Origin of the sequence: Altericista sp. CCNU0014 (genome assembly GCF_044923475.1) — a bacterium.
Classification (GTDB): Bacteria; Cyanobacteriota; Cyanobacteriia; order Thermosynechococcales; family Thermosynechococcaceae; genus JAAURS01.
Genome location: NZ_CP137338.1, coordinates 49,869 through 64,823 on the forward strand (window position 1 = coordinate 49,869; position 14,955 = coordinate 64,823).

A 14,955-nucleotide genomic window follows, 5' to 3' on the forward strand; every position below is an offset into this window, starting at 1 on the left:
TTATGGATGTTGTCAAACGCATTGAAATTATTGTGCCGACGGTCGAAGTGAATGCGGTGCTCAAGCGCTTTAAAAAAGTCGGCATTGTCAAGTACAACTTGATCGGTCACGTGGTCGGTCGCGGGGAGACGGGAGAGGTGGTTGAGGACTGGGACGATCATTCTGGCAATACTTATATCCTGACCACCTGTAAGGCTGGGGAAGAAGACAAGCTGTTTTGGGAATTGCAGCCGATCCTGCAAAAGTTCGGGGGCGTGTGTTTGGTGTCTGATGCAGTTTGCTATCGCTGTTAGTTGGCAGTGCAGTCATCCCAATGCCCGAGAAGGGGATCGAACTGCCTATCGGCTCGTGCCTCCTGGGATTGCCGCAATCGCATGTGCGTCGATCGAGGCCGAAGCTGATGATTCTGAACCGTGTCATGTGCTGGTTGAGTTTAAGTCATTGGCACGGGACAAGCGGAGGCTAACGAAGATCGAATGAACTTGTCTCTCTGATCAGACATTGGGATTGCTTTTGCCAAAGGGAAACGCTTTCTCCTGGTGATAGAGAATGCTTTTCAAAAAGGACGGCCTTTAGAGTTCGAGCGTCCCCGAAAACACCTTTTGAGCGGGTCCGGTCATAAATACAGCCCCATCTAGGGCAGACCATTCAATATAGAGCGGACCGCCCGGCAGCTCGATCGTTGCAGCATTGGCGCAGTTTTCGGTCAAGACGCCCGCAACCACAGCGGCACAGGCTCCCGTCCCGCAGGCTAGAGTTGCCCCCGCGCCCCGCTCCCAGACGCGCATTTTGAGGTAGTCGGGCCGCACGACCTCAATAAATTCCGTGTTGGTGCGTTGGGGAAAGGCGGCATGGTGCTCGAACTGCGGGCCTAGCCGTTCTAAGGCGATCGCCTCCACGTCCTCGACAAAGGTAACGCAGTGCGGATTGCCCATGCTCACGCAGGTGACAGCCCATGACTGTCCTGCCACGTCTAGGCTTACGTTGATTGCTTTGCGATCGGGAGCGGCCAACACGGTTGGAATATCTTGACTCAGCAAATGCGGGGGACCCATATCGACCCGCACTTGACCGTCGGGCTGCACTTGAGGGGTAATGGGTCCCGCGAGCGTCGAGATCGTGTAAGTTTGGGCCTCTGTAGCTGCATCCCCTTCTAAATCGGCAATGAACCGCGCCAAACAGCGAATGCCATTCCCGCACATTTCTGGTTCGGAGCCGTCGGAATTGTAGATCCGCATGGAGTAGTCGGACCCGGGTTCCCCCGGCAGCAGAAAGATGACGCCATCTCCACCTACCCCAAAATGGCGATCGCAGACCCGAGCCGCTTGCTCGGGCGACAGCAGCGGCGTTGTTTGCCCTCGATTATCGATCAAGACAAAATCATTGCCTAACCCTTGGTACTTTATAAATTCGATCTGCATGACCCTGGGCAACCCCTAAACACAACTCAACCGTGCGGACGAGCCGCCAAACCTCGATCCTCAGCCTTAAAGAAAGCAGGCTATTCTGTACACTGTTAATAATTTACTATTTTTGCCTCATTGGGCTGCATTGTATTCTTATCGCGAGCCACATTGACTATGAGTACCGAGCCTCAAACCGGAATGCCCAGCTTTCGCCAGCTTCAAAACTTAATTCAAACGGGAAGCGAGGTCGAACTCAAGCTGGTGACCAACGATCTCTTGGTCGGTAAAGTTCGCTGGCAGGACGATGTCTGTATTTGTCTCATGGACCACTACGACCAGCAAACTATCGTGTGGAAACAGGCGATCGCTTTCCTCAAGCCAAAAGCCTAACTGTATGAATAAAACCGTATAAATCGTTAAGATATAGATAAGGTATGCCTAACTTGCCTGGAGTCAACAACGGATCGGACGCTGTAGACATCTCCCGTTCTCCGCAGCTAAAATCGGCAAACCAGAATGCGCTTCTCAGGCGCTGAGGTTGAAATAGGGGGGCAGCAAGCTCAAAGAATGCCTGTGATACAGTACGTACCAGCAAGAGATTAACTTTGACTTAACCATTGACTTTACCAGTCAATCGCCGTGTTGTTCCGCACAAACCTAAGTTCGTCCCCCGTCTTCCATATGGTCATGGCATATTACCCCAACCCAAATCACGCTAGCAGTCACAAACCTATCGGCGCTTACCTGGTAGAGGCCGGTTTGCTCTCCGACGCGCAAGTTGGCGTAGCGCTCGCCGATCAGAGCGTGACGTCCATGCCCTTTGGCGAAATTTTAGTGACGAGGGGCTGGATCAAGGCGCAAACCATTGAATATCTCATGCAGAAAATTATCATTCCCGAGCGAGTTGCCGAAAAAAGCTCGTTTTCAGATTTAGAAAACAGTCTAGTGCGCCAGCATCCCAAGTCTACCTACCCCGGCGCAATGCATCATTCCGCGCAGAGTGGCGGTTACCGTCCCGCATTGAGGGAAGCTGCGTCTAAACCGCAGGAAGAAGGCGTGAACTGGATCGGTTAGAGTCGTCCCTCCTTTTGCTACTCCTTAACTACTCCTTAATTAGTCGCTTTAATTAGTCGCTCTGTTGGGATAGGTGCTGGCAATGCCGCAGATATTGCTGGAGCCTTATTCTATTTACTACGAGCTGCGGGGCGAGCTTCACCTGCCCAAGCTGCTTTTTTTGCACGGTTTTATGGGGCGTGGAGCGGATTTTGCAGCCATCGTCGATGCCCTCTATCCAGAATTTTGCTGCCTGACGGTAGATTTGCCGGGGCACGGTCGGACGGATGTCCTGGATCCGGCGGGCTACGGGATAGGGGCGCTCGCCCCCGCACTGATCGAAGTCCTGCATCGGCTCGACTTTACCCCCTGCCACTCGATCGGGTATTCCATGGGCGGGCGCTTAGCGCTTTACCTAGCCTGCTGCTTTCCCGAAGCCTTCGCGAGCGTGCTGTTGGAGTCGGCCTCGCCGGGGCTGGAGACCGAACCCGAACGAATTCTGCGACGGCAGCAGGACGAGATCCTGGCAGTCGAATTGGAATCTGGCGACTGGCCTGCATTTTTGACGAGATGGTACGAACGGCCCTTGTTCGCCGCGATCGAGCAATCCCGCTATTTCGATGAAATGTTTCAGAGACGATTGGATAACCGCCCCGATCGGTTAGCTCAAGCACTGCGAGGACTGGGCGCAGGCGTCCAGCCCTCACTTTGGGATCGACTGCCATCCCTCAATGTCGCGATCTCCTTAATCGCGGGCGAACTCGACCTCAAATTCGTCCAAATTAACCGACGCATGGCAGATCGGCTGACCTTCGCCCATCTCGAGATCGTACCTGGGTGCGGTCACGCCGTTCGGACCGAGCATCCAGCCGCATTTATAGTCGCGCTCAAAGTTCACTTGACCTCAGCGTCCCAATCTTCGCGCTCCTGTCACCCGAAGCATTGATGGAAATGGCTTTCCGTCAAACACGATCTTTGCTCAATCGATTACTTGACATAAATTCTCAACTGAGTTAGCTTATAGTCAACTTAATATTGTTTGCGAGTAACTTTCTCAGAGGTCTAAATCCATCGATATGAGCCATACACACGCTGTTCCTTTTCGCCTGATCGGTCAACTTGAGGGCTATACCTTGGGTCAAGATGGTAAAGTTCGTCGCCTTTCAATCGCGACGAGTCAAGGGAACTATTCGGTGAAGCTCACCCATGACAGCCGGATTCAGCTTTTGAGAAGTATTTTGAACAAAACGATCCAGCAGGGAAGTTGGCTAGAAGTCATCGGTTCTCAAAAACGCGATCGCAACGGCGACCTCAAGAGCCTAAAGGCGAAACAGATCGCGCCTGCTTTTGCAGAACCCATTGAAGTCCGGTCCGCTGCGGTGCCGAACATGACGGCCAGCCCCCAGACGGGGAAAGCCAAAATTTTAGTTTGTCAGAAGTCGGACTGCTGCAAGCGCGGGAGCGCAAAGCTACAGAAAGCCATTGAAACGGCAATTTGCGACCGCGATCTAGGCGATCGCGTCTGCGTCAAAGCCGTGGGATGTCTCAAGCAGTGCAACAAAGGACCCAATATCGTCATCGACAAGAAAAGCTACCGAGATGTCGAGCTGAAGGATGTCGGGCATTTATTAGATCGACACTTTACTCCCGTCGTGCAAGAAAGCGTTCCGGCAGCTTGAGCGTTGTTTAGGGAAGGGATCGGCTGGGTCGAGCGTTGACGCCAGAGCCTTTCGACGCTGCGTCTGTGGCATTGGTGGTGCTACCCCAAAGCAAAGCAGCTCCGGTTTCGAAGCGGTTTTATTAACATTTGAATTGCTGTAAAAGCCCGCTCGGCCTGGATTTGCGCGGATGAAGGTCGAGCCTTTCACTATCGTTGTGCTTTAGAATCGTTGAAGTATTCAAAGCCTGATGAAGTCGTTGCGGGCAATCGCTAGATCGATCGCCCGCAGTTGTACAGTTAAAATGTATCTCTGCTTCCAAGCGGCTTTGGGTTTCGAGTGAAGATCGTAGTTTGCATGTATGGATGTGGCATGAACGGTAAAAAACTGTGGCAGTGGCAACAACAGCGCTCTCTCAACCTGGCGCGGGCGTCAAGGCGGTGTAGCACGATCGAGGCTCTTGCTGCGGCACTGGGCAGCGCCGCGCTGATATTGGGGAGCGGGCAGTTGCCGAGCGGGGCCGCTACGCCACCCTCAACGCCCGCGCCAGCTGCAACAACGCCGGTACCGCCCGCAATCGCTGCGCTGATCGGACAGCTCGACAATGCAGCCAGTCGCAAAGATCTCGAAGCTACCATGAAGTTCTACGGCCCCGGTTTTACCCACGCCGACGGCTTAGACTTTAAAACGCAGCAGCAAGCCCTCAAATTATTTTGGCAAGAGGCCAAATCGATTCAGTATCAGACCCAGATCGATCGCGTCCAAGCGCAAGGCCCCAATCGGTACGTCTTAGAAACCACCACTACCCTTCGCGGCGTCAGGAAGTCAGCCGATCGAGACATGGATCTTACGGCCACCGTGCGATCGCGTCTGACCCTTGCGGACTCAAAAATTGTGGCCCAAGAAATCTTGTCCGAACAAACCCGTCTGACCTCGGGCGACAAGCCCCCTAACGTCAACATTACCCTGCCCGAACAGGTGAGTGTGGGTCAAACCTTCAGCTTTGATGCCGTTGTCAAAGAACCCCTTGGAGAGGATTTACTGCTCGGGTCTGCCCTCGAAGAACCCATTAGCGTAGAGCGGTATCTCCAGCCAGCCATCATTACCTTAGAACCCTTGACCGCAGGCGGGATTTTTAAGACGGCTCAAGCCCCCCAGCAGCCGACTCGCAAGTGGATTTCTGCCGTCCTGATTAAAAATGGCGGGATGACTATTGTCAGCCAGCGACTGAATGTGGTAAGACCCAATGGATCCGCTACGTCTACCCCTCGTTAAGCATCGATTGGCTACGTTGGGGCACGGACAGCTTCCTGCTTGCCCTTGACAGGCTTAGAGGATTCTTTTCGATTCTTAAGGATGGTTTATGCAGCCCGATAGTGCACCAGCAGCGTCTACGGCGGAGCTCAAGGATTCGCCCTCTGCATCTCCCGCCGAGCGGGCAAATCGGAACGGCCACATTTTTTTTCAGGCTGTCCAAGGGTTGTTGTACTTGCATTTGCCCCCTGCTAATGCGATGGCGGTAGAGTGGTCTCATCTGTGGGAACAGCTCCAGCAACGGCTGGATTCCAGTGCTAAAATTTGGCCTCCCAATACCTCAGTCTGCCTCATGGCCAACGATCGCCTTCTCGATCCGCGCCAGTTCGACCAGCTCGCGTCTGCCCTCTCTGGGGCGAATCTTCGCCTCCAACGGGTGGTCACCAGCCGCCGGCAAACCGCGATCTCTGCGGTTACTGCCGGGTATTCCGTAGAGCAGCAGTCCCCGGCGCTGCGGCTTTCTGAAGCAGACTCTGTCAAGTTTGCCCACCTTCCCGTCATCCCAGTCTTAGCCGAGCCCCTATTTCTAGAAACGACTCTGCGCTCGGGAACTGAAGTGCGCCATCCCGGCTCAGTTGTAGTGGTGGGAGATGTAAATCCTGGCAGCGCGATCGTTGCGGATGGTAACATTTTGGTTTGGGGGCGCCTGCGCGGCATCGCCCATGCGGGGGCAAATGGCGATCGCGATTGTCAGATTATGGCGCTGCAAATGGAGCCGACCCAACTTCGAATTGCGGACCAAGTCGCCCGATCCCCTGAGAAAGCGCCAAATCAGTTTTATCCAGAAGTCGCTTCCATTGGGTCAGAGGGGATTCAAATTACACGAGCGTCTGAGGTTCTCAAACACGGGCGCACTTCGAAGCGAGATGCTGGATAATGGGCCTAATTAGAATCGGGAAATTGACTTCCCGTTCGTCAATGACCGTAATGACCGTCAGTCTCGAGAGTTGAGTATTTAAACGAATATGGGTCGAATTATTGTTATTACCTCTGGAAAGGGAGGGGTTGGTAAAACAACCTGTACGGCGAACCTAGGTACCGCGCTTGCCAGCAACGGTCGTTCTGTCGCGCTCATGGATGCCGACTTTGGCCTCCGCAATCTAGACTTATTGTTGGGACTGGAAAATCGAGTCGTCTATACCGCCCTAGAAGTGTTGGCGGGGCAGTGCCGTCTCGAGCAGGCGCTGGTGCGCGACAAGCGTCAAAACGATCTGGTGCTGCTGCCAGCGGCCCAAAACCGCAATAAAGATGCCGTCACGCCAGAGCAGATGAAGCAGTTGGCCTATGCTCTCACGAAAAAGTACGATTACGTCTTGATCGATTGTCCGGCTGGGATCGAAATGGGATTTCAGAACGCGATCGCTGCTGCCGATGAGGCGATCGTCGTCACCACCCCAGAAATTTCTGCCGTGCGCGATGCGGACCGCGTGATCGGATTGCTAGAGGCCAATCGCATCAAGAATGTTAGGTTGATCATCAACCGGATTCGTCCGGCGATGGTGCAAGCCAACGACATGATGTCCGTCAGCGACGTGCAAGAAATTCTATCGATCCCGCTGCTCGGCATTATTCCGGACGATGAGAAGGTCATCGTAGCCACCAACCGAGGCGAACCCCTCGTTTTGTCGGAAGACGAATCCCTGAGCAAAATGGCTCTAAACAATATCGTGCAGCGAATTGAAGGTAAAACGGTCGACTTTTTAGACCTCAATGCTGCCTACGATACGTTATTTGCTCGGATTCGCCGCCGACTGTTTAATAAGTAGGGAGTCCTTCGCGCTCTCGTACTGTCAAACAACGGTTTGTATTGTTGACTCGTAACGCCGTAAAAAACTTGAAGCATTAAGTTGGAATCTTATGATCAGCGAACTTATCGAAAGACTCTTTTTTGGGTCGGATAATCATAACAGTCGCGATCAGGTCAAGCGGCGTCTTAAGTTTGTGTTGGCTCACGACCGCGCTGACTTGACTCCAGCCATGATGGAGTCGATGCGACGAGACATCCTCGAGGTCGTGTCTCGCTATGTCGAAATTGACATGGATAGTCTGAACGTCTCCTTAGAATCCGATCAGCGCACCACAGCGCTCATTGCTAACCTGCCCATTTTGCGCATTAAAAACGAGCCTAGTGCGCTAGAAGATGTCGATTATTTAGCATGATTGGCTTAATGGTGCGCGCTATCGCGGCACTGGAAGAGCTCGATCGTCGCGCGGCTCCAAACTTTACCTGCTGAAACATTGAGCGAGAACGGCAGTCTTTAGGCGCGCCCGAACCTGATAATCTCTACCCATAGACGATGGTTCTTAAAAAATGATCCCCCTCAACAACCGCTCTTTGACCGTCAACCCCTATGGGTTTGTTTGAGGACGTTGTGCGTAGCGTCAAACATAGGTCGGGACTGCATCTACCGGGACGCCTAGGGCAGTCCGTCAAGTGGCTCGCGCCCGGTCTGTCGGTCAAGCGATGGCTTTTGATCAGTGCTTTAGGGGTCATTTTGACCGTATTGGGGTTTGCAATCTTAATCCGATTGACGCCCATTTTTTATGTGATTCAGCTCGTGCAGTTGCTGCTTCAAGTGGTGACGCAGTACGTCCCCGGCTATATGCGGGGCTTAATTGTGATTGGCTTGGGACTGCTGCTGATCTGGTGGGGGCAATCTAGAACCTTAGGCTCTATTACAGAAGTTCTGATGCCAGAGGGCAATGACGAATTGGTGGACCGACTGCTCACCCATCGCCGCCTCAATCGCGGCGCAAAAATTGTGGCAGTGGGGGGCGGTACGGGGTTGTCGACCCTGTTACGGGGGTTGAAGGAGTACAGCGCCAACATTACGGCAGTGGTGACGGTGGCGGACGATGGCGGGTCTTCCGGTCGCCTGCGCCGCGAAATGGGCGGGTTGCCGCCCGGCGATATTCGCAACTGTTTGGCCGCCTTGGCCGACCAGGAAAAGCTGATTACGGAGCTGTTTCAGTATCGCTTTAGGACGGGGGATGGACTGGCGGGCCACAGCTTTGGCAATTTGTTTCTGTCGGCGATGAGCGAGCTGACGGACGGTTGGGAAGAGGCGATCGCCACCAGTTCCCAGGTCCTTGCCATTCGCGGTCAGGTACTGCCCGCCACCCTCAGCGACGTGCGGTTGTGGGCCGAATTCGCAGACGGGCAACGCATCGAGGGCGAATCGCAAATTAGCGCGGCGGGGGGCAGAATTGTCAAAATTGGTTGCACGCCGTCTCGCCCGCCCGCGCTGCCGAGCGTTTTGAAGGCGATCGCCGAAGCGGAATTCGTCATCTTGGGACCGGGCAGCCTTTATACCAGCGTCATTCCCAACCTGCTGGTGCCTGAGATTATTGCGGCGATCGCCCGCCGTCAAGACATCCCGCGCATTTACGTGTGCAACATCATGAGCCAATCGGGAGAAACCACGGGCTACCGAGTATCGGATCACATCAAGGCCATTGATGCCGCCGCGGGCCGTCGTTTGTTCGATGCGGTTTTGGTCCAAAAGAAACCGCCCTCAACCGCCGCCCAATATCGCTACGCCACCGACAATTCCCATCCGATCGAGACGGATCGAGAAGAACTGATGCGCTTAGGCTGCCGCGTCATTTTGGCAAACGTCATGGAAGAAGACCCCAAAACTCACCTCGTCCGCCACAGCTCCGAGCGTTTGGCCCGCGTCTTGATGCGGTGGTATGGCCGCGTGGAAGGACTGATCGCACCCGAGGAAGCCACTGCTCCTACTCCCACCAGCAGGAGCTTTAGGTCGCGCTTGCGCGATCGCAAACCTTCTAAGAAACTGCACTCCTAGGTCGAGGAACAAAATCTATATTGGCGTAGGAAAGGGTTCTTTATTTTGCGTTCCGCGTAGGACACGCTCTGGCACAATAGAGACTGATAGGAAGGACTCCTTTACCGATCCCCGCTATTCCTGAACTCTATTGGTTAAAGCTCTATGACCGTCGGCTACCTTGCGCTGGTGCTTCATGCCCACCTTCCGTTTGTTAGGCATCCAGAAAGCGACTACGTTTTAGAAGAAGAGTGGCTCTACGAGGCCATTACCGAAACCTATGTGCCCTTGCTCATGGTGTTTGAGGGGCTAAAGCGTGACGGCATCGACTTTAAGATCACGATGAGCATGACGCCCCCCCTCGTGGCGATGCTCGGCGATCCGCTGCTTCAGGATCGGTTTGACGATTATTTGGCAACCCTAGAAGAGCTGGCAACGTTAGAAATCGAGCGAAACGCGTTCAACGGCCACCTCAAATATTTGGCAGAGCATTACGTCGAAGAATTCGGTCGGATTCGGGCCTATTGGGAAGACTGCGATCGCAACCTCATCGGGGCATTCAAGAAATTTCAAGACAGCAATAATCTTGAAATCATGACTTGCGGAGCCACCCACGGCTACCTGCCCCTGATGAAAATGTATCCCGAGGCCGTGTGGGCCCAGCTCCGAGTGGCCTGCGAAAGCTACGAAGAGAATTTCGGACGACCGCCGAAGGGAATCTGGCTACCAGAATGCGCCTACTACGAAGGGTTAGAGCGCATGCTCGCCGATGCAGGGCTGCGCTACTTTCTGACGGATGGGCACGGCATCCTGTACGCCCGACCGCGCCCTCGTTATGGGAGTTACGCCCCCATTTTTACGGAAACGGGCGTTGCGGCCTTCGGGCGGGATCACGAGTCCTCTCAGCAGGTGTGGTCTTCAGAAGTGGGGTATCCCGGCGCAGCGGAATACCGAGAGTTCTACAAAGACTTGGGTTGGGAAGCGGACTACGAATACATCAAGCCCTACATCATGCCCAACGGTCAGCGCAAAAACGTGGGCATCAAATACCACAAAATTACGGGCAAGGGCTTGGGTCTGAGCGACAAAGCCCTGTACGACCCCTACTGGGCGAAAGAAAAAGCCGCCGAACACGCGGGCAACTTCATGATCAACCGGGAACAGCAGGTGCGTCACCTCAACGGCATCATGCAACGCCCTCCCATTGTCGTGTCGCCCTACGATGCGGAGCTATTCGGGCATTGGTGGTACGAAGGGCCGCAATTCATCGACTTTCTCTGCCGCAAGTCCTGGCACGACCAGCACACCTACGACATGACCCATCTGGCCGACTACCTGCGGGGCAACCCCAATCAGCAGGTATGCCGTCCGTCCCAGTCCAGCTGGGGCTACAAGGGCTTTCACGAATACTGGCTCAACGAAACTAACGCTTGGATCTATCCGCACCTGCACAAGGCCGCCGAGCGCATGATCGAGCTGGCCAAACGCGAACCTGCCGACGAACTAGAGTGGCGGGCGCTCAACCAAGCGGCCAGAGAACTCTTGTTAGCCCAAGCCTCCGATTGGGCGTTTATTATGCGGACGGGGACGATGGTGCCCTATGCCGTACGCAGAACGCGATCGCACTTGGTCCGGTTCTACAAGCTCTACGATGACATTCGCGAAGGCAAAATCGACTCTGGCTGGCTGGAGAAAGTGGCGCTCATGGACAATATTTTTCCGAATATTAACTACCGCGTCTATCGTCCGCTATAGCGCTTTTGTTGAAAGCGGTGCTTTAAAGTGGAGCAATAGGTCAAAGATGAAGATTCTGGACCGGGAGCTTTCTTTGAATGGTCAGCACCAGCGACGCACCTCAAGTCAATGCTGTTTCAGTTCCGCCTGCCGAGCAGCGTCTAACGCTCAATAACGTGAGTTGGGAAACTTACGAAAAGTTGTTAGACGCCTTTGGCGAGCATAGAGCCGTTCGCCTGCATTATGACGAAGGAATGTTGGAATTTATGGTTCCATTAGAAGCCCATGAAACCCCAAGCGACCTAATTGGGGCCTTCATTCGGACGCTGGTGGTGGAAGGTGGACTCAATGTTAAGGGGCTTGCCTCTACAACACTTAGGCGTCCTCAATTAGAGAAGGGGGCTGAACCCGATAAGTGCTATTACATTCAAAATGAGCCACTCGTGCGCGGAAAAACCGTCGATTTAGAGCAAGATCCGCCACCGGATCTAGTGCTAGAGGTTGATATTACCCATACAGATATCAATAAAAACCGACTGTATGCCCAAATCGGCATTCCTGAATTTTGGCGCTTTAATGGGCAAGTTTTAACCATCTATCAACTGGTTGAGGGAACTTACGAAGAAGTAGACGCCAGTCCAACGTTTCCGTGGCTCGATAAAGATACCTTTTACACGTTCCTAAAGCAGTCTAGGAGTGAAGGCGAGGCTCAAGCCGTTCGAACGTTAAAGGAATGGGTTGTAAGAAATTGCCGATAGGGAAGTTTGGCAGAAAGACCGATGAACCCGTTACCATCAATATGTCGATGCGTGCGAAGTTGAAATGTTTGTCCAAGAACTGTCCCCCATTTTTCAAGAGTTCGTGCAAAAGCCCGTTGCCTTTTTAGGAGGGTTTGCCTCAGGTATTCTGCGGCTCAATCCCTCTGAGGATCCCCTGAGAACTTGGCTAGATCGAGGGTTGGGCGTAACGGTTTCTCCATCTAGTACGACTTCTGAAGGGAATAACAGCAACGGCAGCGGCCCTCAGTCGATTGACATTGATTAGCGCGCGGGCGATGCCTCATCCAAAGCTGCGGATTGTCTCGCTGATTCCAAGCGCGACGGAAATTGTAGCGGCATTGGGGTTGGAGGACGCATTGGTGGGGCGATCGCACGAATGCGACTACCCCGCGACCGTCCGTGCGCTCCCCATCTGCACGGCACCGAACTTGGACCCTCAAGGCACCAGCCGCGAAATCCACGACCGGGTGGAAGATCTGCTGCAATCCGTGCTCAGTATCTACCGGATCGATTTAGAAGCGCTGGAGCGCCTGCGGCCTACCCATATTCTGACCCAGGCCCAGTGCGAGGTCTGTGCCGTCAGCCTGTCTGACGTAGAAACAGCGGTGGCCCAACTGACCCGCTGTTCGGCCCAGATTATCTCGTTGCAGCCTTCCACCCTAGAAGAAGTCTGGGCGGATATCCGGCGCGTCGGCGATGCGGTTGGGGCAGAGAGCGATGCGGCGATCGCCGCGCTGAGGCAACGGGTGGCAACAGTGCAACAGCAGGTGCGGGCTTTCCCCCATCGACCGCGCGTGGCGTCCATTGAATGGACCGATCCGCTGATGGCGGCGGGGAACTGGGTGCCGGAGCTGATCGCGCTAGCAGGCGGCGAAAATTTATTTGGCAGCGTGGGGAAACATTCCCCGTGGATGGAGTGGGATGAGTTACTTCAGGCAGACCCAGATCTCTTAGCGGTTATGCCCTGCGGCTTCGATTTGGAGCAGACTCGAAGGGCGGCGATCGCCGATCTCGCCCAAAACCCCCATTGGCAAACTTTAAAAGCAGTCCGGCAGGGGCAGGTCTATTTGACTGACGGCAATCAATACTTTAATCGTCCTGGCCCGCGCCTGGTCGATTCCCTCGAAATTTTGGCGGAAATATTTCATCCCGAACTGAACTACGGTTACGAACATCGAGGCTGGGCGCGCTTGTACGTTTAGCTCCCACGGCAAGCAAATATTAAATGCCGCACCAGAACCGACGTTCTCCGACTGCAAGGGTGATAACTCCCGACTCTTGCCGACTGCAAATCCGATCTGCGTTTTTCTAAGCTGTGAGCGCAGCACGAAAAAGGATGCAGTCTGCCGCATGATAGCTCACACCCTTCCGCTCGACTTTCCTCATACGGATTTAGCCGGGGATTGTTACCCTCAGCCCAATCTCTGGCAAATCCAAAAACGGTCGCAAACCCTAGTTTGCAAACACCTGAGTGCGGAGACATTGGGCGATCGCCTCCAGGATCTCCCTGCCCAGTTTCGCAACCCCCAACCGCGCCCCTGGAAACGGCTGGACTGGCAAAACGTGGATGCCTCGCAAATTATCGGCATTGACCCGCTGGTCTTTCTCGCGATTCTGGCGGGTTCGGCAGATACCGAGGAACCCATTCGCGGCTACACCCAAACCAGCCGCCAGTATCTAGAACCGCTTCATCCCGACATGGCGCGGTTTGTGGGGGGCGTTCCGGATGACGCAGGGACGTTAATAGAGCTGGGATTGTGGGAAAAAGAAGAGCGCCAACATGCCCCAGCACTCCAGAAACTCTACACCCAGCTCACGGGACTCAAGCTGAGGCTGCTTTCCCATGCGCCTCGCCCCTACGAGCCAACGGGGAATGCGCGCGACGATCTCTACTATCACGGTCTCCATCGCATCGCCACGGAGTATGGCGCGACCTGTCTGTATCTCTGGCTGATGGCCCATTCGACCGGGCCATTACAAGCGGTTCTCGAAGAGCTACTGCTGGATGAAATCAATCACATGACGAAGTTTTGGGGGTTCGGTCGCTGGCTTTTTCCTGAGGCTTCGGGACTAAAGGTGCTATATACGCTCGGCTACAGCGCCTTCGAAAAGCTTTGGAAACAGGAACGACACAGCAGCTTGCTCCACACCCTGCGCCGGATGGCTCAAGTGCTGCACTGGGAAGCCTGGTCTTGGCGCAATCAGGCGAGCTTTGTTTGGACCTTTGCGATCGCCCTTACCCAACTCCAGTCTTGGCACAAAACCCTCGTGCCGGACGATCTTCAGAGACTGTTTGGAAGTCGCCCCCTGCACCCGATTCAAGACCCTTGCAATTTGAGGTTAGATTCAATACGCCCTGTAGGGGCGCAAGGCCTTGCGCCCCTACGAAGATGAGGCATTCCTTCCTACGCGGCACCGCCCAGCCCTGCACGCAACAACCTTAATTTTTTTCTTTAATCCTGTCTTTTTATGCAAACTCAAACCTACGCACAGTTGCCGTCCGACCTCAACCCCCAAAGGCTGCCTCAGCACGTCGCCGTCATCATGGATGGGAATGGCCGCTGGGCCAGCAAGCGTGGCTTTCCTCGCATAGCTGGCCATCGCCAGGGGGCCAAAACCCTCAAAGACCTGCTGCGCTGCTGTAAAGATTGGGGTATCCCAGCCTTAACGGCCTACGCCTTCTCCACCGAAAACTGGCAGCGCCCATTAAAGGAAGTGGGGTTTCTAATGCGGTTGTTCGAGCGCCTGCTACGGCGAGAACTAGCCGAAATGCAGCGCGAAGGCGTGCGGATTTCCTTTGTAGGCGACCTGTCCGTCCTGGCAGACTCGCTCCGACAGGAAATCGATCGCGCCATGACCCTCACCGCCAAAAATCAGGCGGTCCACTTTACCGTTGCGATCAACTACGGCAGCCGCGCCGAACTCGCCCAAGCCTGCCGCCGCATCGCCACCCATGCCCAGCAGGGCTTACTCCAGCCTGATGCTGTCGATGAAGCGCTGATCGAGCAATACCTCTACACCCAAGGCACACCCGACCCGGACTTTCTGATTCGCACCAGCGGCGAGCAGCGCCTCAGCAACTACTTGCTCTGGCAACTGGCCTACACGGAGCTGTACTTCACCGAAACCTTCTGGCCCGACTTCGATCGCGAGGCGTTTCATCAGGCACTGCTCTATTACCAAAAACGCGATCGCCGTTTTGGTAAGGTTGCGGCCTAGGGCG

At 54.6% G+C, this 14,955-nt stretch carries 16 protein-coding genes and 1 pseudogene; 16 read left to right on the forward strand and 1 reads right to left on the reverse strand.

Annotated elements, in window-relative coordinates; translation table 11 throughout:
• The first annotated feature begins 2 nt into the window (after positions 1 to 2).
• On the forward strand, positions 3 to 293 hold the full coding sequence (locus R6H26_RS00275) for a P-II family nitrogen regulator (RefSeq protein WP_404787303.1): 291 nt from the start codon (positions 3 to 5) through the stop codon (positions 291 to 293).
• A 279-nt stretch (positions 294 to 572) separates the two neighbouring features.
• On the opposite strand, the gene dapF is transcribed toward R6H26_RS00275, so the two are convergent.
• Positions 573 to 1,421, reverse strand: coding sequence for a diaminopimelate epimerase (dapF, locus tag R6H26_RS00280; RefSeq protein ID WP_404787305.1), 849 nt, complete (start codon positions 1,419 to 1,421; stop codon positions 573 to 575).
• 159 nt (positions 1,422 to 1,580) lie between these two features.
• Here dapF and R6H26_RS00285 point away from each other — a divergent pair, with 159 nt between their 5' ends.
• The 15 genes and pseudogenes from R6H26_RS00285 to R6H26_RS00355 all read left to right on the forward strand — a co-directional run bounded on the left by R6H26_RS00285 (position 1,581) and on the right by R6H26_RS00355 (position 14,951).
• Entirely contained in the window at positions 1,581 to 1,796 is a 216-nt protein-coding gene (locus R6H26_RS00285; RefSeq protein WP_404787307.1) for an RNA-binding protein hfq, read from the forward strand.
• A 297-nt stretch (positions 1,797 to 2,093) separates the two neighbouring features.
• Complete coding sequence (locus tag R6H26_RS00290) at positions 2,094 to 2,480, forward strand: hypothetical protein (protein WP_404787309.1); 387 nt, start codon at positions 2,094 to 2,096, stop codon at positions 2,478 to 2,480.
• A gap of 82 nt (positions 2,481 to 2,562) precedes the next feature.
• Positions 2,563 to 3,405 (forward strand): 2-succinyl-6-hydroxy-2,4-cyclohexadiene-1-carboxylate synthase, encoded by an 843-nt coding sequence (gene menH / locus R6H26_RS00295; RefSeq protein ID WP_404787311.1) that lies wholly within the window; start codon positions 2,563 to 2,565, stop codon positions 3,403 to 3,405.
• A gap of 130 nt (positions 3,406 to 3,535) precedes the next feature.
• A complete protein-coding gene (locus tag R6H26_RS00300) occupies positions 3,536 to 4,138 on the forward strand; it encodes a (2Fe-2S) ferredoxin domain-containing protein (protein ID WP_404787313.1) in 603 nt (200 codons plus the stop codon).
• A 351-nt stretch (positions 4,139 to 4,489) separates the two neighbouring features.
• Positions 4,490 to 5,392: a nuclear transport factor 2 family protein gene (locus R6H26_RS00305; protein WP_404787315.1), complete on the forward strand. Its 903-nt coding sequence runs from the start codon at positions 4,490 to 4,492 to the stop codon at positions 5,390 to 5,392.
• Positions 5,393 to 5,480: 88 nt separating this feature from the next.
• The gene (gene minC / locus R6H26_RS00310) at positions 5,481 to 6,308 is read left to right on the forward strand and encodes a septum site-determining protein MinC (protein WP_404787316.1); all 828 of its coding nucleotides are present in this window, start codon (positions 5,481 to 5,483) and stop codon (positions 6,306 to 6,308) included.
• A gap of 88 nt (positions 6,309 to 6,396) precedes the next feature.
• On the forward strand, positions 6,397 to 7,197 hold the full coding sequence (gene minD / locus R6H26_RS00315; RefSeq protein WP_404787318.1) for a septum site-determining protein MinD: 801 nt from the start codon (positions 6,397 to 6,399) through the stop codon (positions 7,195 to 7,197).
• A 91-nt stretch (positions 7,198 to 7,288) separates the two neighbouring features.
• Positions 7,289 to 7,591 (forward strand): cell division topological specificity factor MinE, encoded by a 303-nt coding sequence (minE, locus tag R6H26_RS00320; RefSeq protein WP_404787320.1) that lies wholly within the window; start codon positions 7,289 to 7,291, stop codon positions 7,589 to 7,591.
• A gap of 191 nt (positions 7,592 to 7,782) precedes the next feature.
• Positions 7,783 to 9,129, forward strand: a pseudogene (gene yvcK / locus R6H26_RS00325) (uridine diphosphate-N-acetylglucosamine-binding protein YvcK); the annotation flags it as partial.
• Positions 9,130 to 9,384: 255 nt separating this feature from the next.
• A complete protein-coding gene (locus tag R6H26_RS00330) occupies positions 9,385 to 10,974 on the forward strand; it encodes a glycoside hydrolase family 57 protein (protein ID WP_404787322.1) in 1,590 nt (529 codons plus the stop codon).
• Between the two features lie 77 nt (positions 10,975 to 11,051).
• Positions 11,052 to 11,711 carry a Uma2 family endonuclease gene (locus R6H26_RS00335; protein WP_404787324.1) on the forward strand — a complete coding sequence of 220 codons (660 nt, stop codon included), beginning with the start codon at positions 11,052 to 11,054 and terminating at the stop codon, positions 11,709 to 11,711.
• 64 nt (positions 11,712 to 11,775) lie between these two features.
• Positions 11,776 to 11,997: a hypothetical protein gene (locus tag R6H26_RS00340; protein ID WP_404787326.1), complete on the forward strand. Its 222-nt coding sequence runs from the start codon at positions 11,776 to 11,778 to the stop codon at positions 11,995 to 11,997.
• Positions 11,998 to 12,007: 10 nt separating this feature from the next.
• Entirely contained in the window at positions 12,008 to 12,934 is a 927-nt protein-coding gene (locus R6H26_RS00345) for a cobalamin-binding protein (RefSeq protein ID WP_404787328.1), read from the forward strand.
• Positions 12,935 to 13,082: 148 nt separating this feature from the next.
• Positions 13,083 to 14,126, forward strand: a complete 1,044-nt coding sequence (locus tag R6H26_RS00350; protein ID WP_404787330.1) for a ferritin-like domain-containing protein — start codon at positions 13,083 to 13,085, stop codon at positions 14,124 to 14,126.
• Positions 14,127 to 14,201: 75 nt separating this feature from the next.
• Positions 14,202 to 14,951 carry an isoprenyl transferase gene (locus R6H26_RS00355; RefSeq protein WP_404787332.1) on the forward strand — a complete coding sequence of 250 codons (750 nt, stop codon included), beginning with the start codon at positions 14,202 to 14,204 and terminating at the stop codon, positions 14,949 to 14,951.
• The last annotated feature ends 4 nt before the right edge of the window (positions 14,952 to 14,955 follow it).